This window comes from Bradyrhizobium canariense (genome assembly GCF_900105125.1).
Taxonomy (GTDB): Bacteria; Pseudomonadota; Alphaproteobacteria; order Rhizobiales; family Xanthobacteraceae; genus Bradyrhizobium; species Bradyrhizobium canariense_A.
Map to the genome: position 1 here is coordinate 6,526,685 of NZ_LT629750.1, position 21,164 is coordinate 6,547,848.

The window sequence follows — 21,164 nt, forward strand, 5'->3', positions numbered from 1 at the left end:
GGAGAGTCCGTTCCATGAAGATCTTCCGTCACGTCCTGCTGTGTGGAGCGCTGGTGTTGCCCTCGGGCGCCACGCACGCCCAGGGAAAAACCGCACCAAAGGATGTGGTTCTCTATTTCATTTCGCCGCACGACGGTGCGACGATCAAGGGCGGCTTCTGGTGCCGTTTCGGCCTGCGCAACATGGGCGTGACTCACGCTGGCGATAATTTCCAGAACAGTGGCCACCACCATCTGCTGGTGGACGTGAATGAACCAATCGATCCCAAGGAACCGATTGCGCAGGACAAGTCACATCTTCATTTCGGAGCCGGTCAAACCGAGGCCTATATCGAGCTTGCGCCCGGTAAACACACGCTTCAGCTGGTGTTGGGTGACGCCCAGCATTATCCGTTCAACCCCCCGGTCGTCTCAAACAAGATTACCGTCAGGATCAAATAGAGTTTCTGTGCGCAAACCCTAGGTGGTGTGGACTCTAAGGATTCCCTTTTAGGAGCAAATCAGATTCAAGGCTTCTTTTTGGGAGGCGGCCTTGGGTGTGATGGATCGGTTGGTTTTGAGCGATGCGGCTTGGGAGCGGATGGCGCCTCTGATTATAGGTCGGCCTGACCAGAAAGGCTCCACCGGGCGCGACAACCGGATGTTCGTGGAAGGTGTGCTGTGGATCGTGCGGACGGGCTCTCCCTGGCGTGATCTTCCGGAAGCGTTCGGGGATTGGAACAGCGTGTTCCGGCGCTTCAGTCGATGGAGCATCAAGGGTGTTTGGTGGCGGATCTTCGAGGCGATGTCCGACGACCCGGATTTCGAATATCTGATCGTCGATTCCACCGTCGTCCGGGCGCATCAGCACGCTGCCGGGGCGAAAAAAGGGGGTCTGAAGATCAGGCGCTTGGCCGCTCGCGCGGCGGCCTGAGCACCAAGATACATCTGGCCGTTCGCGGCCTGGGATGTCCGGTGCGCTTCACGCTTACCGCAGGTCAGAAGGGCGATGCACCGCAAGCCGCCGCATTGATCGAGGGATTGCCCGCCGAGATCGTTATGGCCGATACAGCCTATGACGCCGATCATTTGCGCGAAGCCATCGCCGCCAAGGGAGCGCTCGCCGTCATCCCCAACAACCCGTCACGCGCGCTCAAATATCCGCTCGACAAACATCTCTATGCCCAGCGCCATCTTGTCGAATGCTGCTTCTCCAAGCTCAAGCAATTCCGCCGCGTCGCCACCCGCTTCGAAAAGACCGCTCGAAATTACCTTGCCGTCATCACTCTCGCAGCCATCATCTTATGGATGCGATAAGTGTCCACGCCACCTAGCGCAGGCTGGCGTTGATCTTGTCCAGCGCGGCGGAGCCCGGACACAGCGTTTGCTCGCCGAGCTGGTTAAGCGGCGTGTCGACCGTGTTGAGATGACTGTGCAGGTCTTCCGATTCCGGATCGACATAGAGCAGCCCGGTGACGATCTGGCCCTTGGCGGCATGCTTCTGCAGGAACGTCATCGCTCCGAGACGATCATGCGGATCGTAATCCGCGTCGATCTTGCGCAGCGCCAATTTCGTGCCGTCATGCTGCTCGACCACCGTTACCGAGCCTGGCGCGTAATCGACCGTGATCGGGTCGCGGCCGGTGATGACGTCAAGGCGGTTCACCGCGTCATTGTGTTCGCGGACATAGTCAAAGCTTTTGGTCGAGCCGGCATGGTTGTTGAAGGCGACGCAGGGGCTGACGACGTCGATGAAGGCCGCGCCCTTGTGCTGGATCGCGGCAGCAATCAGCGGCACCAATTGGGTCTTGTCGCCGGAAAAGCTGCGCGCCACGAAGCTGGCGCCAAGCTGCAGCGCGATCGCGACGAGGTCGATGGCGTTGTCGGTGTTCATCACGCCTTTCTTGGACTTCGAACCGCGATCGGCGGTGGCCGAGAACTGGCCCTTGGTGAGGCCGTAGACGCCGTTGTTCTCGACGATATAGGTCATGTTGACGCCGCGCCGGATCGAATGCGCGAACTGACCAAAGCCGATCGAGGCGGAGTCGCCGTCGCCGGAGACGCCGAGATAGATCAAATCGCGGTTGGCGAGATTGGCGCCGGTCAACACCGAGGGCATACGGCCATGGACCGAATTGAAGCCGTGCGAATTGCCGAGGAAATAGTCCGGCGTTTTCGAAGAGCAGCCGATGCCGGAAATCTTGGCGACGCGGTGCGGCTCGATCGACAGCTCGTAACAGGCCTCGATGATCGACGCCGTGATCGAGTCGTGGCCGCAGCCGGCGCACAGCGTCGAAATCTTGCCTTCGTAATCCCGGTGGGTGTAGCCGAGCTCGTTCTTCGGCAGCCCAGGATGCTGGAATTTCGGCTTGGCGATATAGGTCATGACTTAACCTTGCGGAGCGGGGTCAGTTTGAGCTGATCCTGGTGGGCGCCGATGGCACCGGCGATGAAGCGCGCGGTTATCGGCGTGCCGTCATAGTGCAGGATCGGAATCAGCCGGACCGGATCGATCCCGTTCTCGTTGACGATCAGCGACCGAAGCTGGGCGTCGCGATTCTGTTCGACCACGTAAACGAAATCATGGTCGGCGATGAAGCTCGCAACGCTGGAGTGGAACGGGAAAGCGCGGATGCGAAGCCGGTCGAGCTGATGCCCGCGCGCTTCAAGTAACCCGATCGCCTCATCCATGGCCGGGGAGGTCGAGCCGAAATAAATCACGCCATATTTGGTGGGCTTGGCGGCGTTGGCCTGCAACGGCCGCGGCACCATGTCCTGGGCGGTTTCGAACTTGCGCACCAGCCGCTGCATGTTGTCGGCGTAAACAGAGCCTTCTTCGGAATAGCGCGCGTAACGGTCGCGCGAAGTGCCGCGGGTGAAGAACGAGCCTTTGGTGGGGTGCGTGCCGGGATAGGTGCGGTACGGGATGCCGTCGCCGTCGACGTCAAGATAGCGGCCGAAGTCGCGTCCCTCGTCCAGCATCTCCGCCGTCATCACCTTGCCGCGGTCGTATTGCCGCGCGTCATCCCACTTCAGCGGGCGGCAGAGCCGGTGGTTCATGCCGATATCGAGATCGAGCATCAGGAAGATCATGGTCTGCAGGCGTTCAGCGAGGTCGAACGATTGCGCGGCAAACTCAAAAGCTTCGGCCGGGTCTTCGGGGAACAGCAGCACATGCTTGGTGTCGCCATGCGAGGCATAGGCGCAGGCGATGATGTCGCATTGCTGGGTACGCGTCGGCATGCCGGTCGAAGGGCCGGCGCGCTGCACATTCATGATCACGGCGGGAATTTCGGCGAAATAAGACAGGCCGATGAATTCGGTCATCAGCGAGATGCCGGGCCCGGAGGTCGCGGTGAAGGCGCGCGCGCCGTTCCACGACGCGCCGATCACGATACCGATCGAGGCCAGTTCGTCCTCGCCCTGAACGATGGCGTATTGCGCCTTGCCGGTTTCGGGATCGTGCCGCAACTTCTTGCAATGGCTGGTGAAAGCATCGGCCAGCGACGACGACGGCGTGATCGGATACCACGCGCATACAGTGGCGCCGCCATAAACCGCGCCAAGCGCCGCGGCGCTGTTGCCTTCGATGAAAATGCGATCGCCAACCTTGTCGGCTTTCTTGACGCGCAGGCCGATCGGGCATTTGAGGTTTTGCAGCGCCCAGTCGCGGCCGAGATGCAAAGCGTGAACGTTGGATGAGAGCAGCTTTTCCTTGCCCTTGTATTGCTCGCCGATCAGCTGCTCGACCAGTTTCGGATCCATGTCGAGTAGCGCACACAGCGCGCCGAGATAGATGATGTTCTTGAATAGCTGGCGCTGGCGCGGATCGGTATAGGTCGAGTTGGTGATCGCAGTCAGCGGCACGCCGATAACCGTGATATCGGCGCGGAATTTCGAAGACGGCATCGGCTTGGTCGAGTCGTAGAACAGATAACCGCCGGGCTCGATCGAGGCGATGTCCTTGTCCCAGGTCTGCGGGTTCATCGCCACCATCATGTCGACGCCGCCGCGCGCGCCGAGATGGCTGTCCTCGGTCACCCGCACTTCATACCAGGTCGGCAGGCCCTGGATGTTCGAGGGGAAAACGTTGCGCGGCGATACCGGCACGCCATGGCGCAGGATCGAACGGGCGAATAGCTCGTTGGCGCTGGCCGAACCCGAACCATTGACGTTGGCGAAGCGGACGACGAAGTCGTTTACGCTGCTGATCGGGCTTTGGACTGACATGATGTACCCGCGTGAGTCATATCGATGAGGTATTTCTGCATGTCCCAGGCGCCAGTGGGACAACGTTCGGCGCACAGCCCGCAATGCAGGCAGACGTCTTCGTCCTTTACCATCACGCGTCCGGTCTTGAGGCCGTCCGCGACATAGAGCGCCTGGTCGTGATGAGGCGACGGGGCTTTCAGCCGCTCACGCAAATCGGTTTCCTCGCCGTTTTGGGTGAAGGTGATGCAGTCCATCGGGCAGATGTCGACGCAGGCGTCGCATTCGATGCACAGCGGCGCGGTGAAGACCGTCTGGATATCGCAGTTCAGGCAGCGCTGGGCTTCGCCGAGCGCAAGCTTGACGTCGTAGCCGAGCTCGACTTCGGTGCGGATGTCCTTCAGTGCGACGACCTTGTCGCGATGCGGCACCTTGAAGCGCTTGTCGGCGGAGATGTCGTTGTCGTAGCTCCACTCGTGGATGCCCATCTTCTGCGACGAGATCTGCACTTCGGGAAGCGGCCGTTCGTGGATGTCCTCGCCGGAAATGAGCTTGTGAATCGACAGCGCAGCATCGTGGCCGTGCGCCACCGCCCAGATGATGTTCTTGGGGCCGAACGCGGCGTCGCCGCCGAAGAACACCTTTGGATTGGTCGAGCCCATGGTCGTGGGATCGACCTTCGGCATATCCCATTTGTCGAACTCGATGCCGCAATCGCGTTCGATCCAGGGGAATGCATTCTCCTGGCCGACCGCCACCAGCACGTCGTCGCAGGCAATCGTCTGGTCCGGCTCGCCCGAGGGAACCAGGCTGCGCCTGCCCTTGGCATCGTACTCAGCCTTCACCTTCTGGAAGGTGACGCCGGTCAGCTTGCCATTGTCGTGAACGAACGCGACCGGCACCATGAAATTGAGGATCGGAATATCCTCGTGAAGCGCATCTTCCTTCTCCCAGGGCGAGGCCTTCATCTCCTCGAAGCCGGAACGCACGATCACCTTGACGTCTTCGCCGCCGAGGCGGCGCGCGGTGCGGCAGCAATCCATCGCGGTGTTGCCGCCGCCGAGCACGATCACGCGTTTGCCGATCTTGTCGGTGTGGCCGAACGAGACGCTGGAGAGCCAGTCGATGCCGATGTGAATATTCCTGGCCGCTTCCTTGCGGCCGGGAACATCGAGCTCTCGGCCGCGCGGTGCGCCGGACCCGACAAAGATCGCGTCATAGTTTTCGCCGAGCAGCTTCTTGAGGCTGTCGATGCGCTGGCCGCCTTTGAACTCAATGCCGAGATTGAGGATGTAATCGGTTTCTTCGTCGATCACGGAATCGGGAAGGCGGAATTTCGGAATCTGCGACCGCATCATGCCGCCTGCCTTCGGGTCGGCGTCGAACACGGTGCAGTGATAGCCGAGCGGCGCGAGATCGCGGGCAACCGCAAGCGACGCCGGACCGCCGCCGATCAGCGCAATGCGCTTGCCGTTTTTCGGCAACGGCCGCGGCATCCGATGTTTGACATCGTCCTTGAAGTCGGCGGCGACCCGCTTCAGCCGGCAGATCGCGACCGGCGTCTCCTCGACGCGGCCGCGGCGGCACGCGGGTTCGCATGGACGATCGCAGGTGCGTCCCAGGATTCCGGGAAACACGTTCGATCTCCAATTGATCATGTAGGCGTCGCTATAACGCCCTTCAGCGATCAGCCGGATGTACTCGGGAACGGGCGTGTGCGCGGGGCAGGCCCACTGGCAGTCGACAACTTTATGAAAGTAATCGGGCGCAGAGATATCAGTCGGTTTCATTCCCACCATCTCCGCGCTGATACTAAGACCAGTGCGGCCTTACTCTTCCTGCGAACGCTCAGACGGCGTTCTTGTGGTTTTTGAATTGCATCATAGGCTTATCTTATTAGAACCATTCAAGGTGATGCACAAAGGCAATTTTGCGCGATCAGCAGTTTTCATGCGGCGAAGTGATCGGGTGTGATGTCATTGCGTGCTTTTGCGGCAGTGCAACATGGGCGAAATAGCTTGGTGTTCAATCAGGCCGTCGGAATGTCGCTTTTCGCCACATCCCACATCAGCCGGTAGACGCCGCTTGAAATCACCAGCGATTTGAGCGCGACATTGTTGTTAAATCGCGCTGTTGCCGCCGGAACCGCGCTCACATCCGTTGCGTCGATCAGCACAAACCAGTCGGAAGCTCCGGGATTGGGACGCGAAGCATCCTCGGTGAGCGGTTTGGACAGATCTGGATCGCTTTCGATCAGATGCATGGAGATGATCCCGTCCAGTTTGGCCGGATCGAGCTGCTCGCGCAGCGCGGCGCGCAGCTTTTCCTCGCTGCCCCCGACCGGGCGCAAGCGGATAATGCCCAGCGCCGCGCCGCGGCCCTGTCCGCGGCTGATGGTGATGCGGGCGACGGCGCGGATCATGTTCTTGAAACGCGCGATATTGGCCTTCGACCACGCGGTCTGGTTGGCCAGCGCGGTACGATAGGCGGGGCTGTCGAGGACCTCGAAACTCGCCGTGGAATAGAGACTGAGATATTTCGGTTTACCCTCATGCGCGACGTAGCGGCGGGCCTCGAGAAAGCCATCGATCGCGACACGTTCTTCCAGATGTTCGCGATCGTACCAGCGGTTGAATTCGGCTTCGTCGGCCGCGTCGATATCCATCGACGTCAGCAGCATGCCTTTTCCGGCCAACGGCATATTCAGTGATTCCTTATTCCGTGATCCTGGAAGCCAGATCCGCGATCGCCTTCATCACGGCGTCACGCACGCCCGGATCGTACAGCGTATGGCCGGCGCCTTCGACAAGGCGAACTTCCGATTCCGGCCACACCGCACTGAGCGCGTGCGACGTTGCAGGCGGGCATAACAGATCGTAGCGGCCCTGCACGATAATGCCGGGAATTCCGGCGAGTCTGGCAGCTTCCGCCATCAACTGGTCAGGCTTCATGAAGCAGTCATTCTGGAAGTAATGCGCTTCCATGAACGGCGAGCCGGGAAGAGAGCGGGTCGAATTCAGTGATTCAAGGTCGAGCCTGACGCGCCCCGGCGCATGTTCGGAAAGAATCCGTTCGGTGTCATGCCAGGCACGGGCGGCGGGGCCGTGTACGGCCGCATCGGAATCGAGGATGCGGCGCCAATAGGCATCAAGCGGCTGCCCGCGTTCTTCCTCCGGCAATACGCTGAGGAAGTCATTGCTAAGATCGGGATAGAGCAGGGGCAGCAGTTTCAGGAACGCGCCTTCGAGTTCGGCCCTTGTGCCGAGAAACGTCGCGCGCAGCGCGATGCCGCTGACCCGATGCGGATACGTCTGCGCATAAGCCAGCGCCAGCGTCGCGCCCCAGGAGCCGCCGGCCACCAGCCAACGTTCGAAGCCGAATTTCTCGCGGATCATTTCCATGTCCGCGATCAGATGAGGCAGCGTGTTGTCTTCGCGGCTTCCCTTGGGGCGGCTGCGGCCCGCGCCGCGCTGATCGAACAGAACGGCGTGGAAGCGCTCGGGATCGAACAATCGCCGATGATCGGGCTGGCAACCGCTGCCCGGCCCGCCATGCAGGTAGACCGCAGGAATGCCGCCGGCCCGGCCGACGCTTTCGACATAGAGCTCATGGCCGTCGCCGACCGCGAGCTGTTCCGAGGTCAGCGGAGCAAACGGGTTGGCACGATGGGAAGACTTACCCGCGTCGGCGTCAGGCGCCATGGTCGCCTTCCGTCTCCAGCGTGCCGCCGGCGAAATTGCGATAGATGAAGCGGTTATTGTCGGCCGCGGATTCCTGTTCCGCCAGCTTGAAGATCTTCTCGTGCAGCGGCGACAGCGTGCAGGCCGGGTCGGTATTGCCGGCATCGCCGGTGAGCGCGAAGGCCTGGCAGCGGCAGCCGCCGAAATCGATCTCCTTGAATTCGCAGCTGCGGCACGGTTCCGGCATCCAGCCGGTGCCGCGATAGCGATTGAAGGCCTCGGAATTCTGCCAGATCCAGGCAATCGAATGATTGGATCGGACCGATTCAAATTCGAGCCCGGTGATGCTTTCAGCGGCGTGGCACGGCAGGATCTTGCCGGCGGGCGAAATGTTGAAGAACTGCCGGCCCCAGCCGCCCATGCATTTCTTCGGCCGCAGCGCATAGTAATCCGGCACCACATAATCGATCGCGAGGATGCCTTTCAGCCGCGCTTCCGCTTCCTCGACGATGCGGCTGGTCTCCTCGATCTGCTCGAATGTCGGCATCAGCGCGGCGCGGTTCTTCAGCGCCCAGCCGTAATATTGCACATTGGCGACCTCGAGCCGGTCGGCGTCGAGATCGACCGCCATCTGGATGATGTCGGAAAGCTGGAACAGGTTCTGGCGATGCATCACCGCATTGACCGTCAGCGGCAGATCCAGTTCGCGCGTCCATTTCGCGACTTCAATCTTTTTCTCATGCGCCTGTTTAAGGCCTGCCACACGATTGGCGACGATGGGCTCGTTGCCCTGGAAACTGATCTGCACGTGACACAGGCCGGCATCGGCCAGCGCTGAAAGCCGATCTTTGGTCAGAAGCACGGCGGAGGTGATCAGATTGGAATAGAGCCCGACGTCGCTGGCGTGCTGAACCAGTTCAACCAGATCCTTGCGCGCGGTGGGTTCGCCGCCGGAGAAATGGATTTGCAGCACGCCGATTTCGGCGATCTCGGTGAGGACTTTTTTCCATTCCTCCGTGGTCAATTCGCTGCCGCCGCGGTCCAGCTCCACCGGATTGGAGCAATAGGGGCATTGCAGCGGACAGCGATGCGTCAGCTCGGCCAGCACTGCGAGCGGAATGCCATAGGTTTCCGCGATCGAGCCGCGCGATTCCAGCACCGCGAGTCCGTCGCCGGGATCGCGGAGCGTTGCATTGGCGTCTGTGAGCGTTGGACTCATGATGTCTTCTCACGGGCCTCGGTGAGGAATCCCTTGTCGGCAAGGTCCTGCAGCATGGCGATGACGTCGGTCGCGATCGCGCCGCGCTCGGCGGCATATTTTTCCGCGAGCTGATCGATCATCTGTTCGACGTTGCGCACGCCATCGCAGAGCTGAAGCACTTCCACCGCAATTTCATCCGGCGCCAGAACCCGCTCCGGCGCCAGGATGACCCATACCTGCCGCGTCTCATCGAATTTCAGCTTGGCATGCCGCGGCAATACCGGCCGGCTGGCTTCGCTGACACTGATGTTGCGACTGCGCAGGGCTGCCATCGGTTCGCCTCTTGTTGTCTAGAGTCTGATCCAGCTCCGCTGAATCAGACTCGTCGCTTTATCTTTTTTGATCATGATCTTTTCCGAAAACCGGTTCCCACTTTTCGGGATCATGCCCTAGTTTCCCTCGGGAACAAACGCCCCCGGCGGAATATGGCCGTCGACATAGGCATGATACAGCGCGTCGAGCTGGACCCATAGTACATTGGTCTTGAAGATCAGCGCATTGCAGACCGCCTCGCGTTCCGCAGGCGTCCTGGCGTTGGTCTTGACGTATTCGAGCGCGAAGCCGGCGTCGCGCGGGGCCTGCTGCAGGCGCCGGCTGAAATAGCTCATGATATCCGGATTGACGAAGTTGTAGTGCGCCAGCATTCCCGAAATGCGTTCCTCATGCAGGTTCGGCGCGAACAATTCGGTGAGCGAGGAGGCGATGGCCTCGAGCGGCGTCTTGTCGCGCACGAAATGCACATAGGCTTCTACCGCAAAGCGAGTCGCGGGCAGGATGCCTTCGGTGGATTCGACGTAAGCGCTGTCGAGCCCAAGCCCTTCGGTGAGTTTCAGCCAGCGCTCGATGCCGCCTTCGCTGCCGACATCGCCGTCATGGTCTTCGATCCGGTGCCGCCATTCGAGCCGGATGCCACGGTCGCGGAAGCGCGAGATCACGACAGCATCCTTTAGTGGGATCGTGCTCTGGTAATAATATCGGTTCAGCGCCCAGGCTTGTACCTGGCCCTTGTTCAGCTTGCCGCCGTGCAGCAGCCGATGGAACGGATGCAGATTGTGGTAGCGCGTGGCGCCGATGTGGCGGAGCGCGGCCTCCAGTTCCTCGGCGCTGTTGAGCGGCACGCTTTTGCCGATGGAATAGGCGGTCATTGCGGCCGAAGGTTTGGTGTTCGGAATCTCGGCATTCTTGGCGTTCGAAGTCATGGTGTTCGAAGTTATGGCGCTCAAAGCGTAATCTCCGTTCCATCAGCGGGAATTTGCCACCCGGCGCGCTCGGCGGTCTTCCGCTCGGCGGAGTCGCTCAGCAGCACCGGGTTGGAGTTGTTGATATGCAGAAACATCTTGCTGTCGATATCGAGGCCGGCCAGGCTCTCGATCGCGCCTGCATGGCCTGACATGGCGATATGGCCCATGCCTTGCCCTGTCTTGTTGCCGAGGCCGGCGACGATCAATTCGTCATCGCGCCACACCGTACCGTCGAAGAAGATCGCCGAAGCGCCGGCAAGACGCGACTTGAGATCATCGGTGACGCGGGCGCAGGCGGCAAGGAAATAGAGATGTTTCCCGGTCGACTTGTCGCTGATCCGAAGCCCGAGCGTATCGCCTTCGCCGTCGTTTCCCTCGGGATGAGCCGTGCCTTCGAGATACCACGCGCTCTTGCCGGGAACGGCAAACGGCAGCACCTCGATGCCGGACGGTGAACCGTCGGGCAAGCCTGGCTCGAATGCCTCATTCACCTGGATTGGCTGACGCCGCACATTCTTCTCGTTCAGGACGTTGAAGACACTGTTGCTCTTCAGGATCGAAAGCACGCGCGCGTGGGCATAGATCGTAAACGGCCATCCTTCGCGCATCGATAAGAGGCCGGCGACCGCATCGATCTCGCCATTGGTCAGGATGACGCCTGATATCGGACTATGGCGAAGCTTTCCGTGCGCGGGATGAAGCTGAGGTGTTGCGGTCACCTGCTGACGCAGATCGGGCGATGCGTTGATCAGAAACCAGTGATTGCCATCGGCGCTGATCGCGACCGAAGCCTGGGTACGTTGAAGTTCGGGTTGCTCGGTTCGCGCCATTCGGCAAACCGGACATCCGCAATTCCATTGCGGAACACCGCCGCCAGCCCCGGCGCCCAGGACGACGACGCGAAGCATGATCCGTCTCCTGGAGTCCTAACGTTTGGAAGAGTCCTGACGTTTCGAAGGTGGACACCAACACGCACACGATCCTGACCCGGAACATGTCTCGGCTGGAGGTCCACCTGCGTAAACGTGAAGCTATCGCTGCCGCTTACTTGCGGGCGGCGCACGCATACATGTTGATTTCCATGCCAACCGGCACTTCGACAATCTTCGGTGCTTTCCAGGCCATTTGGGCTCTCCTTGCTCGAGTAGGACGAATTCCGCCCTCACTGGATAAACTAATGCCGAAAGAAAAGTTCGCCAGCGAAATCTTCGTCCGGTGAACCCTAATGTTTTTATGCTGCAATGCGAAAGGAATTCACTGACTTGTGCACCCCGATGTCAAACCAATGCCGGATCAACGGGTTCAGTATTATCCGCGCCGATCGGGGGCTGGCGCCGCCCGGATGGCGTTAATGGTTCCGGATAAACAACTTGTGAGTTTGATGGGCTCTTGCGGGATGCCTCAACGGAAAGTCGGTTTCAACCCATGCCACGGTATTTTTTCAACACGCGGATCGGCGACGAATTGATCCCTGATCCCGAAGGTGAGGAACTGCGCAATCCCGATCGCGCCTGGGAAGTCGCGCGCGCCATGATCCGGGAGTTGCTGAAGACCGAAGATACCCAAGGCGGTCTCTTCAATGCGATCCTCGAAGTGACCGACGACGACGGCGAGATCGTGCTGGAGTTTCCCTTTGCCGAGGCGATTCTCGACATGCCGGATGAACCGGTCACGAAGCACTAGCCGATCATTCCAGTTGCGCCGTGCATGATCAAAATCGCGCGACGCCGATGGTTTGTCTCCGGCGGCGTCTCTAGTTTGTCATGGCGCTTTGCGAAAAATGTTTCGATTGCGCTGGGGCAGAAAAATATCGGAGAGTGGCAATCAGGAATGCCACCCGCGCCGGTATCGCTCGCCCGCGCTGGAATCAACGGCTTCCGCAAAGGGAGAACATTCATATGATGATCCACTCGCGCGCACCGCGCAGCCTTGTGCTGGCCGGTGCTCTTATTGGTACGTTTACGCTGGCCGCCGCCGCGCAGCAGCCGGCGACGCCATCGACCGACTCTCCGCCTGCCGCGGCGCCAGCACCGGCCGCCGCACCTGCCTCAACTGCGGCTCCAGCCGCCGCGCCGTCGCTTCCGCCGGGCTCACCCTTGATCGGCCGGCCGGATAGCGAAGCCGCGGCAAAGCTTGCGCCCGTGGCCGGGCCTCCGCTCGCCACCGCCGCTGACAAATTACCGATTGCAAAACTCAAGGTGCCGCCCGGCTTCAATATCGAGGTCTATGCTGCCGGCATGGCAAATGCGCGTTCGCTGGCCCAGAGCGACAAGGGCACCGTGTTTGTCGGCAGCCGCCTGGTCGACAAGGTCTATGCCATCGTCAACAAGGACGGCAAACGCTCGGTCAAGGTCATCGCCTCCGGCCTGTATCGGCCCAATGGCGTTGCGTTCCACGACGGTACGCTCTTCATTGCCGAGCTCTCGAAGATCGACAAGATCGACAAGATCGAAGACGTCATCGACAACCCGCCGAAGCCGACCACCATCTACGACAAGCTGCCGAAGGACGAAGCCCACGGCTGGAAGTTCATCGCGGTCGGACCCGACAACAAGCTCTATGTTCCGGTCGGACAGCCCGGCAACAACGTCCTGCACGACGATGCACACGGCCAGATTCGCCGCATGAATCTCGATGGCAGCGGCGCGGAGGTGGTCGCGTACGGCGTTCGCAACAGCGTCGGCTTCGACTGGAATCCCGAAACCAAGCAGATGTACTTCACCGACAATGGTCGCGACTGGATGTCGGAGGACGTTCCGCAGGACGAACTCAATCGCGTGACCAAGGTCGGCGAGGATTTCGGCGCGCCGTACTGCTATCAGGGCAATATTTCGGACCCCGAGTTCGGCTGGGGACATTCCTGTTCCGACTACACCCCGCCGGTCGGCCTGATGGGACCGCACGTCGCCTCGCTCGGCATGCGGTTCTATACCGGCAACATGTTCCCGAAGAGCTACAAGGACGCCATCATCGTGGCGCGGCACGGATCGTGGAACCGATCCAAGAAAGCCGGCGGTGACGTTGCGGTCGTCAAGCTGAACAAGGACGGCACGGTCAAGTCCGTGGAGCCCTTCATCACCGGCTTCCTGGAAGACAACAAATATCTCGGCCGGCCGGTCGACGTAATGCAAATGAAAGATGGTTCGTTGCTGGTCTCCGACGACTGGAACGGCGCCGTCTATCGCGTCAGCTACGGCAAGCCGAAGGTTGCTTCGAAATAAAATCGGGAAAGCCGGAGGCTGCGCGCTGCCTCCGGCTTTTTTCACGTCTGTTCCCTAAACTTCGAGATTGCCGGGATTGCCGATGCGTAAAATGTTTGCCTTCCTGGCGCTGGTTTTTGCCGTAACCCCATTGAGAGCCGAAACCATCGAGGAGCGTGCTGCGACCTGCTTTGCCTGCCATGGCGAGCATGGGCAGTCCCAGACCGAAAACATTCCCTCGCTCGGCGGGCAGCAGGCGCCTTACGCGCTGATCCAGCTCTTTATGTTCCGCGAAAAGCTGCGCGTGTTTGAGCCGATGAACGACATGACCAAATCGTTCAGCGACGACGACCTGCGAACCTTTTCCGATTTCATCGCGACATTGCCGAAGCCGGCGCCACCGGCCGACGCCGGCGATCCGGCGCGGATGGCGCGCGCGGCGGCGCTGGTTCAGCAGAACCACTGCAATTCCTGCCACAGGCCGGATTTCTCGGGTGGCGATAATGTCCCGCACATCGCCAATCAGCGCGAGGACTATCTCGCCAAGACCATGCGGGAATATAAGGACAACAGCCGCCACGGCTATGACGGCACCATGGCTGAAGTGCTGCAGCCGGTGACGGTCGAGCAGATCGCCGATCTCGCTTATTATATCGCCCGGGTGCGCTGAGCGGGATGAGTTCGGGTCGAAGGCGCTTCTCTCTCGCCCTGTTTACGGCCGACGCCTGATTCAACTGAAAGCCGTCATGTCCAGGGGGCCGTTGGCGCTCGCTTAGGGGCTGATTTCGTTTGGAATCGCGATGGCGCTGCGGTATGGGCGGCGCTACAACACCAGCGGTCAAACGGAGCTGTCCATGGAAGATCTCTGGCGTCTGCCGGCTGCTGATATCGCCGCCGCGGTAAGGTCGAAAAAGGTTTCGGCAAAACAGGTCGCATTTGCGGCGCTGTCGCGGCTTGACGCGGTCAACCCCAAAATCAACGCCGTTGTCGACCACCGGCCGGAATATGTCCTGGCGCAGGCCGGCGCCATCGATGCGGCGATCTCGCGGGGCGAGGCAGTGGGGCCGCTGGCCGGCGTGCCGGTGACGGTCAAGGTCAATATCGATCAGCAGGGCTTCGCCACCACCAACGGCCTCAAACTGCAACGCGACACCATCGCGCGCAGCAACAGTCCTGTGGTCGACAATCTGCGACAAGCCGGCGCCGTCATTCTCGGACGCACCAACTGTCCGGCCTTTTCCTATCGCTGGTTCACCACCAATTTGATCCATGGCGATACCAAAAATCCGCGCGATCCCGGCATCACGCCCGGAGGCTCCTCTGGAGGGGCCGGCGCGGCAGTGGCCGCGGGCATCGGCCATATCGCGCACGGCACCGACATCGCAGGCTCGATCCGCTATCCGGCTTACGCCTGCGGCATTCACGGCCTGCGGCCGACGGTCGGCCGTATCGCGGCCTTTAACGCGGCGCTGCCCGAACGCCCCATCGGCCCGCAGATCAGCGCGGTATCGGGCCCGCTTGCGCGCACCATCGGCGATCTCCGGATTGCGCTGGCCGCGATGTCCGGCCCGGATATGCGTGATCCCTGGTGGGTGCCGGCGCCGCTTGAAGGACCTGCGATGCCGAAGCGGGCAGCGCTTTGTTTTAATCCGGACGGTCTTGAGACCGTTGCGGAAGTGAGGGTGGCCGTCGCTGATGCCGCCAAGCGGCTGGAGCGCGACGGATGGACCGTCGAGGAAATCGACACCACGCCACCGCTGCGTGAGCCAGCGGAGCTACAGACCAAACTGTGGCTCGGCGACGGCTTTGAAGCGCAGTTGGAGACCGCCGAACGTGAAGGCGATCCCGGTGCGCTGGCCTGCCTGCGCGGCAACAGGTCCAAGGTCTTTCCGTTTGATGGGGCGGCGCTCTCCAAAGCCCTGACGCGGCGGGCGACGCTGACGCGGGAATGGCTGCAGTTCTTCGAAAAATATGCGGTGCTGCTGATGCCGGTTTCCGGCGAACTGCCGTTTCCCGACCAGCTCGATCGGAAGGACGATGCTTCCTTTGCCCGGGTATGGCGCGCACAGCTATCGCAAATTGCTATTCCCTTCATGGGGCTGCCTGCGCTAACCGTCTCCACCGGACTGGTGGGGCGCGTTCCCGTCGGCGTCCAGCTGGTTTCCGGCCGCTACCGCGAGGATCTGTGCCTGCTTGCGGGCGAGGCAATCGAGGCTGGCGGAACGCCGTCGGCGCCGATCGATCCCGTCAGCTGATCGCGCCCTGGATTCAGGTTGAGTGGACACGATGCCCAGCGTTTATGATTTTTCGGCAACATCGCTTGCCGGCGAGGAGATTCCGCTGAAGCGGTACGAAGGTCAGGTTCTGCTGATCGTCAACACCGCAAGCGCATGCGGCTTCACCCCGCAATACAAAGGCCTTCAGGAATTGCATCAGGCGCTCGCCCCGCGCGGCTTTTCAGTATTGGGATTTCCGTGCAATCAGTTCGGGCACCAGGAACCAGGCGATGCCAGGCAAATCGAGCAGTTCTGCACCAGCAACTATGCGGTGACTTTTCCGATGTTTGCCAAGATCGATGTCAACGGCGGCAGCGCGCATCCGCTGTATCAATATTTGAAGCACGAGCAATCCGGGTTGCTTGGCTCCTCGATCAAATGGAATTTCACTAAATTCCTGGTCGATCGTGCGGGCCAGGCGGTGGCGCGGCATGCGCCGACGGCAAAACCGGAAGGGCTTACCAAGGAAATCGAGGCACTATTGTGAACGAGAAAAACGAATCGATGAGCGATCAACTGCCCGACCGGCTTTCGACCGATCCGAAAAGCCCTTACTACAATGCCGACGTGCTGGCACGCGATGTCGGCATTCGCTTCAAGGGCGTCGAGAAGACCAACGTCGAGGAATATTGCGTCAGCGAGGGCTGGGTCCGCGTGACGGCGGGCAACGCCAGGGATCGTTACGGCAACCCGCTGACCCTCAAGGTCCACGGTCCCGTCGAGCCGTATTTTCGCGATAAGACCGAGCCGTGAACTGATCATTCGTCATTGCGAGGAGCGGTAGCGACGAAGCAATCCAGTGTTGCAATTGAGGCTCTGGATTGCTTCGCTCCGCTCGCAATGACGGCATAAGCAATCTCCTAGCAGATCTGAAAGCCAACCGCATGTCCGTTCGTATTGTCGACGTTCGCGAGATCACAAAGCCGATCTCGTCGCCCATCCGCAACGCCTATATCGATTTCACCAAAATGACGACGAGCCTCGTCGCTGTCGTCACCGATGTCGTGCGCGACGGCAAGACGGTGGTCGGTTACGGCTTCAACTCGAATGGCCGTTACGGGCAGGGCGGATTGATTCGCGAGCGCTTCGCGCCGCGGCTGAAGGAAGCCGATCCAAAATCATTACTGGACAAGACCGGCGACAATCTCGACCCGGACAAGGTCTGGGCTACGATGATGTCGAATGAAAAGCCGGGCGGACATGGTGAGCGCTCGGTCGCGGTCGGCACCATCGACATGGCGGTATGGGATGCGGTGGCGAAGATCGCGGGCAAGCCGCTGTTTCGATTGCTCGCCGAACGTCACGGACGAACCGCCGACCCGCGCGTCTTCGTTTATGCCGCCGGCGGCTATTATTATCCCGGCAAGGATCTCTCGGCACTGCGCGGCGAAATGCGCGGCTATCTGGATCGCGGCTACAACGTCGTGAAGATGAAGATCGGCGGCGCGCCGATCACGGAAGACCGCGAGCGCATCGAAGCGGTGCTGAAGGAAATCGGCGGCCAGGCGCAGCTCGCCGTCGATGCCAACGGCCGGTTCGATCTCGAGACGGCCGTGGCTTACGCCAAGATGCTGCGCGATTATCCGTTGTTCTGGTATGAGGAAGCCGGCGATCCCCTGGATTTCCAGCTCCAGGCTGCGCTGGCCGAGTTCTATCCGCGCCCGATGGCGACCGGCGAAAACCTGTTCAGCCACCAGGATGCGCGGAACCTCATTCGTTATGGCGGGATGCGGCCGGATCGCGACTGGCTGCAGTTCGATTGCGCGCTGTCTTACGGCCTCTGCGAATATCAGCGCACGCTTGCGGTACTGCATTCCGCGGGCTGGTCGGCCAGCCGATGCATTCCGCATGGCGGGCACCAGATGTCGCTGAACATTGCCGCTGGCCTGGGGCTAGGCGGTAACGAGAGTTATCCTGACCTGTTCCAACCCTATGGCGGTTTTCCCGACGGCGTTCGCGTCGAGAACGGCACCATCACGATGCCGGATCTGCCGGGCATCGGCTTTGAGGGGAAATCCGATCTCTACGCGGAGATGAAAGCGTTGGCGTCGTGAGGCGCTCCTGAAAAGGAATCCGGCGCGATCAGGCAAACCGCGGATATCCGGTTCAGCTCTGATACTCCGCGGCTACTGAAGGTTGGTATCCACAGGCACGAAGAACACAAACACGTGGCCTTCGTATTCCTTGCGGGCGAGTTCGGTGGTCAGCGCAATTTGTATCTCGGCGGATTCGGTGGCGTTGGCGCGCCGAATCCTGAGTTCAGTCGTGCCGTCCCAGATCGGATGGCCGCAGGATCGATAGGAAGCGAGTTCCTCGACAAACCAGTCCTGCGAACAAAGGTCTCGGGCTTCCTCCATGCTCGCGGCACGAAAAGCCAGCACCGCGCGTCCGCCCGTCTCCAGGACGAATCCCTTCTCTTTAATGTTCTGTCGCCTGCTCATCCGGCGGCCTTCGTCCGATCGAGTCCGGAACGAACTCCTGGCAGGTTGAACTCCACAACTTCTAATTTATTCCGACGATGCCTCGGATTAATTCGTGGCCTTGCGCGCCACGGCGTTGGTCCGTCAATTTTGTTCGCCGGAGTAGCCCCGAACTTAGCTTCGTGTGCACTCGGAGCGAGTACGATGATGTCGCACTTTTTTAGAATTCTTCGAAGCAGGCGCGTTTGTCTTCGACTTCGAAAAATTGACGCGAGCGAAAAGTAATTGTGCCGCAGTCGTTTCTTCGATTTAAAAAAACTAGATTGTTTCTAAATCGTACTGCGCGAGAAAGTCATTTTGACGCACCCCTCTCTGATGCTCTGGACGCACTCGTTATCGTTAGCCATGAACCACTTGCCGCGAAAAAGCACGACAAGCTGTGGGGGCTGCTAACGTGACAAGCAAGTTCAAGGTCGAACATCGAGCCCGTCTCGCATCCAGAGCGCCGCTGCTGTCGGTAGGTTACGCCGCACTCGGAATGTTGATGGGAGCCCAGGAGGCGCCAGCGCAGTCGGCGCAGCGTGACACCGATGGATCTTCGCTTCCGCCGGTGACCGTTACCGCTCCCGACGACAGGCGTCGCGCCAATAGCGCCCCTGTCAAGCGGGCCGACAGCGCGCGTAAACGGCGCGCGCAAACCGCGCGGCGACCAGAGCCGGCGCCGGCGCCGAAGGTTTTCGCAGTGTCGCAGGACGCGCGCACCGGTACGGTCGGCATTTACGCAAACAGCACGTCGGTCGCGACCAAAACCAACACGCCGCTGGTCAACATTCCGCAGTCGCTCAGTGTCATCACCAAGGACTTCATCAGGGACCAGAGTTTTCAGGGTCTCACCGACGTCACCCGCTATGTCCCCGGTGTCGCCGTGCATCAGGGCGAAGGCAATCGTGACGAGCTGGTCATTCGCGGTGTGGACTCCAGCGCGAACTTCTTCGTCAACGGCTTCCGTGATGACGTTCAGTACTTTCGCGATCTCTATAATGCGCAAAGCGTCGAAGTCCTGAAGGGGCCGAGCGCGCTGACCTTCGGTCGTGGCGCCGGTGGCGGCCTGCTCAACCGAACGCTCAAGGAGGCCGATGGCACCCGCGTGTATGACGCCTCAGCGCAAACCGGCTCCTTTGGCGACCGGCGTTTCACGCTCGATGCTGGGCAGGCGGTCAATGAAAATGTGGCCGTGCGCCTCAACGCGTTCTACGAAGGCACCGATACGTTCCGGGATTTCGGCCAGATCGAGCGCTACGGCATTAATCCAACTATCACGCTGAAGCCGGACGACAATACCAAGATCAGGCTCAGCTACGAGTATTTCCACGACGAGCGCACGTCCGATCGCGGCAACCCGTCGCAAGCTGTCAACGCAACGGCGCCGTCATCGACTCGCTTCAATCCGGCCACCCCGTTTGCACCGAACGGGGATCTTACGACTTTCTTCGGCAGCCCGACCTACAATGTCGCAAGCGCTAACGTGCAGACCACGATGGCTATCGTCGAGCACGATTTCGAAAACGGATTGACGGTCAGGAACGGGACGATCTATGCCGACTACAAGAAATTTTACCAGAACGTTTATCCGGCCAACGGCTCCTTGGGAGGAGCGGTAAATCCCGCCGATACATCGTTAAACCTCGGGGCGTACCAGCACTGGACCAACCGCGATAACGCCTTCAACCAGACCGATTTCGTTTACAAAACCAACACCGGTCCCGCACTTCACACGATTGCATTCGGCACGGAATTCGGCCAGCAGAGCGGTGTCGATATCCGCAACACCGGATTTTTCCCGACCGCGGCCGGTGGTATCTCCAATACGATTATAGCGAACCCGTTTGCGCCGACCTATTTTGGACCCGTCACCTTCATCCATCAGTATCCGGGGGCCTTCTCGCCCGGTGTCAGCGCTGCCGATTCAAACAGCAAATATCGCCTCTTCGTGGATTCGGCCTATGCTCGCGACACGATCGAAATCACCCGCTGGCTGCAGTTGATCGGCGGCGCCCGCTTCGATCGCTTCGACATGTCGGCGCTGGACATGAATACGAACATACAGCGAGCCAGGATCGACGATGAGGTCTCCCCGCAAGCCGCGGTGATCCTAAAGCCGGTGGAAACTGTGTCGCTCTATACCGCCTACAGCGTTTCATATCTGCCGGCTTCCGGCGATCAATTCAGTACGTTAAGTCCCGGCACCTTGATTTTGCAACCACAAGAATTCGAAAACACAGAAGTTGGCGCGAAGTGGAATATCAATCCGAAGCTGTTGTTCTCGGCCGCCGTCTACAATCTGAACCGCACCAATCAGCCGATCGCCGACGGCAACAATCCAGGATTCTTCTTCGCGTCCGGTAGCACCTTGACCAGGGGATTCGAGGCGAGTCTCGTTGGCTATGCCACGAACGATTGGCAGTCGTCACTCGCCTATGCCTACACAGACGCGCGTATCACCAGCGCGACATCGACGACTGTCGTCCCCGGAAATCGCGTTCAGCTCGTCCCCTACAACCAATTCGCGTGGTGGAACAAATATCAGATTAACCCGATGTGGGGCGCTGCTCTTGGCATCATCTACTTCGGCGACTCCTTTGCGTCGTCCGACGACACCGTCAGACTGCCGGGCTTCGTCCGCTTTGACACCGCAGTCTACCTGAAGATCAACGAGAACTGGCGCGCGCAATTCAACGTCGAGAATATCTTCAACACCGGCTACTGGGCGTCGGCGGACGGCAACAATAACATCTCGCCGGGGCAAACGCGTACCTTCCGCGTGTCGGCAAGGGCCACGTTCTGAGTGGTGACTTTGTGGGGAGGCATTTGCCTCCCGCCGTGTGCTAGTCAAACGCCG

Annotated in this window: 21 protein-coding genes and 1 pseudogene; 11 read left to right on the plus strand and 11 right to left on the minus strand. The window is 60.4% G+C overall.

Annotation, left to right across the window (positions count from 1 at the left end; genetic code table 11):
• The first annotated feature begins 14 nt into the window (after positions 1-14).
• Positions 15-440: a DUF4399 domain-containing protein gene (locus BLV09_RS30820; protein ID WP_146690082.1), complete on the plus strand. Its 426-nt coding sequence runs from the start codon at positions 15-17 to the stop codon at positions 438-440.
• A 139-nt stretch (positions 441-579) separates the two neighbouring features.
• Positions 580-1,295 (plus strand): annotated as a pseudogene (locus BLV09_RS30825) (IS5 family transposase).
• A 13-nt stretch (positions 1,296-1,308) separates the two neighbouring features.
• Here the strand turns inward: BLV09_RS30825 and BLV09_RS30830 are convergent.
• From BLV09_RS30830 to pqqA, 10 genes are all read right to left on the minus strand, one after another.
• Positions 1,309-2,364: a 2-oxoacid:ferredoxin oxidoreductase subunit beta gene (locus tag BLV09_RS30830; RefSeq protein ID WP_100386002.1), complete on the minus strand. Its 1,056-nt coding sequence runs from the start codon at positions 2,362-2,364 to the stop codon at positions 1,309-1,311.
• A complete protein-coding gene (locus BLV09_RS30835; RefSeq protein WP_167558933.1) occupies positions 2,361-4,208 on the minus strand; it encodes a 2-oxoacid:acceptor oxidoreductase subunit alpha in 1,848 nt (615 codons plus the stop codon). The genes BLV09_RS30830 and BLV09_RS30835 overlap by 4 nt, the downstream gene beginning before the upstream one ends.
• Positions 4,178-5,977: an FAD-dependent oxidoreductase gene (locus BLV09_RS30840; protein WP_146690084.1), complete on the minus strand. Its 1,800-nt coding sequence runs from the start codon at positions 5,975-5,977 to the stop codon at positions 4,178-4,180. The genes BLV09_RS30835 and BLV09_RS30840 overlap by 31 nt, the downstream gene beginning before the upstream one ends.
• 239 nt (positions 5,978-6,216) lie before the next feature.
• Positions 6,217-6,888, minus strand: coding sequence for a DUF4286 family protein (locus BLV09_RS30845; protein ID WP_146690085.1), 672 nt, complete (start codon positions 6,886-6,888; stop codon positions 6,217-6,219).
• Between the two features lie 13 nt (positions 6,889-6,901).
• Entirely contained in the window at positions 6,902-7,888 is a 987-nt protein-coding gene (gene pip / locus BLV09_RS30850) for a prolyl aminopeptidase (protein WP_146690086.1), read from the minus strand.
• Complete coding sequence (pqqE, locus tag BLV09_RS30855) at positions 7,878-9,086, minus strand: pyrroloquinoline quinone biosynthesis protein PqqE (RefSeq protein ID WP_146690087.1); 1,209 nt, start codon at positions 9,084-9,086, stop codon at positions 7,878-7,880. The genes pip and pqqE overlap by 11 nt, the downstream gene beginning before the upstream one ends.
• A complete protein-coding gene (pqqD, locus tag BLV09_RS30860; RefSeq protein WP_100386008.1) occupies positions 9,083-9,400 on the minus strand; it encodes a pyrroloquinoline quinone biosynthesis peptide chaperone PqqD in 318 nt (105 codons plus the stop codon). Before pqqD ends, pqqE begins: the two co-directional genes overlap by 4 nt.
• 117 nt (positions 9,401-9,517) lie before the next feature.
• Positions 9,518-10,273, minus strand: a complete 756-nt coding sequence (gene pqqC / locus BLV09_RS30865; RefSeq protein WP_146691380.1) for a pyrroloquinoline-quinone synthase PqqC — start codon at positions 10,271-10,273, stop codon at positions 9,518-9,520.
• A 74-nt stretch (positions 10,274-10,347) separates the two neighbouring features.
• The gene (pqqB, locus tag BLV09_RS30870) at positions 10,348-11,277 is read right to left on the minus strand and encodes a pyrroloquinoline quinone biosynthesis protein PqqB (protein ID WP_146690088.1); all 930 of its coding nucleotides are present in this window, start codon (positions 11,275-11,277) and stop codon (positions 10,348-10,350) included.
• A gap of 136 nt (positions 11,278-11,413) precedes the next feature.
• Positions 11,414-11,494 carry a pyrroloquinoline quinone precursor peptide PqqA gene (pqqA, locus tag BLV09_RS30875; RefSeq protein WP_012029362.1) on the minus strand — a complete coding sequence of 27 codons (81 nt, stop codon included), beginning with the start codon at positions 11,492-11,494 and terminating at the stop codon, positions 11,414-11,416.
• Positions 11,495-11,794: 300 nt separating this feature from the next.
• Between pqqA and BLV09_RS30880 the strand changes: the two genes are divergently transcribed.
• From BLV09_RS30880 to BLV09_RS30920, 8 genes are all read left to right on the plus strand, one after another.
• Complete coding sequence (locus BLV09_RS30880) at positions 11,795-12,052, plus strand: DUF6894 family protein (RefSeq protein WP_100386010.1); 258 nt, start codon at positions 11,795-11,797, stop codon at positions 12,050-12,052.
• 24 nt (positions 12,053-12,076) lie between these two features.
• Positions 12,077-12,271, plus strand: a complete 195-nt coding sequence (locus BLV09_RS30885) for a hypothetical protein (protein ID WP_146690089.1) — start codon at positions 12,077-12,079, stop codon at positions 12,269-12,271.
• Positions 12,268-13,590: a PQQ-dependent sugar dehydrogenase gene (locus BLV09_RS30890; protein WP_146690090.1), complete on the plus strand. Its 1,323-nt coding sequence runs from the start codon at positions 12,268-12,270 to the stop codon at positions 13,588-13,590. Before BLV09_RS30885 ends, BLV09_RS30890 begins: the two co-directional genes overlap by 4 nt.
• A gap of 82 nt (positions 13,591-13,672) precedes the next feature.
• Positions 13,673-14,239: a c-type cytochrome gene (locus BLV09_RS30895; RefSeq protein ID WP_146690091.1), complete on the plus strand. Its 567-nt coding sequence runs from the start codon at positions 13,673-13,675 to the stop codon at positions 14,237-14,239.
• A gap of 184 nt (positions 14,240-14,423) precedes the next feature.
• Positions 14,424-15,824 (plus strand): amidase family protein, encoded by a 1,401-nt coding sequence (locus BLV09_RS30900; protein ID WP_146690092.1) that lies wholly within the window; start codon positions 14,424-14,426, stop codon positions 15,822-15,824.
• Positions 15,825-15,855: 31 nt separating this feature from the next.
• Positions 15,856-16,332, plus strand: coding sequence for a glutathione peroxidase (locus BLV09_RS30905; protein ID WP_146690093.1), 477 nt, complete (start codon positions 15,856-15,858; stop codon positions 16,330-16,332).
• A gap of 17 nt (positions 16,333-16,349) precedes the next feature.
• Positions 16,350-16,598, plus strand: coding sequence for a DUF3297 family protein (locus BLV09_RS30910; protein WP_146690094.1), 249 nt, complete (start codon positions 16,350-16,352; stop codon positions 16,596-16,598).
• 131 nt (positions 16,599-16,729) lie between these two features.
• The gene (locus BLV09_RS30920) at positions 16,730-17,899 is read left to right on the plus strand and encodes a mandelate racemase/muconate lactonizing enzyme family protein (RefSeq protein WP_146690095.1); all 1,170 of its coding nucleotides are present in this window, start codon (positions 16,730-16,732) and stop codon (positions 17,897-17,899) included.
• A gap of 72 nt (positions 17,900-17,971) precedes the next feature.
• Here BLV09_RS30920 and BLV09_RS30925 read toward each other — a convergent pair whose 3' ends face one another.
• On the minus strand, positions 17,972-18,286 hold the full coding sequence (locus BLV09_RS30925) for a hypothetical protein (protein ID WP_146690096.1): 315 nt from the start codon (positions 18,284-18,286) through the stop codon (positions 17,972-17,974).
• A 433-nt stretch (positions 18,287-18,719) separates the two neighbouring features.
• Here BLV09_RS30925 and BLV09_RS30930 point away from each other — a divergent pair, with 433 nt between their 5' ends.
• On the plus strand, positions 18,720-21,110 hold the full coding sequence (locus BLV09_RS30930; RefSeq protein ID WP_349536698.1) for a TonB-dependent receptor: 2,391 nt from the start codon (positions 18,720-18,722) through the stop codon (positions 21,108-21,110).
• Positions 21,111-21,164: the final 54 nt, after the last annotated feature.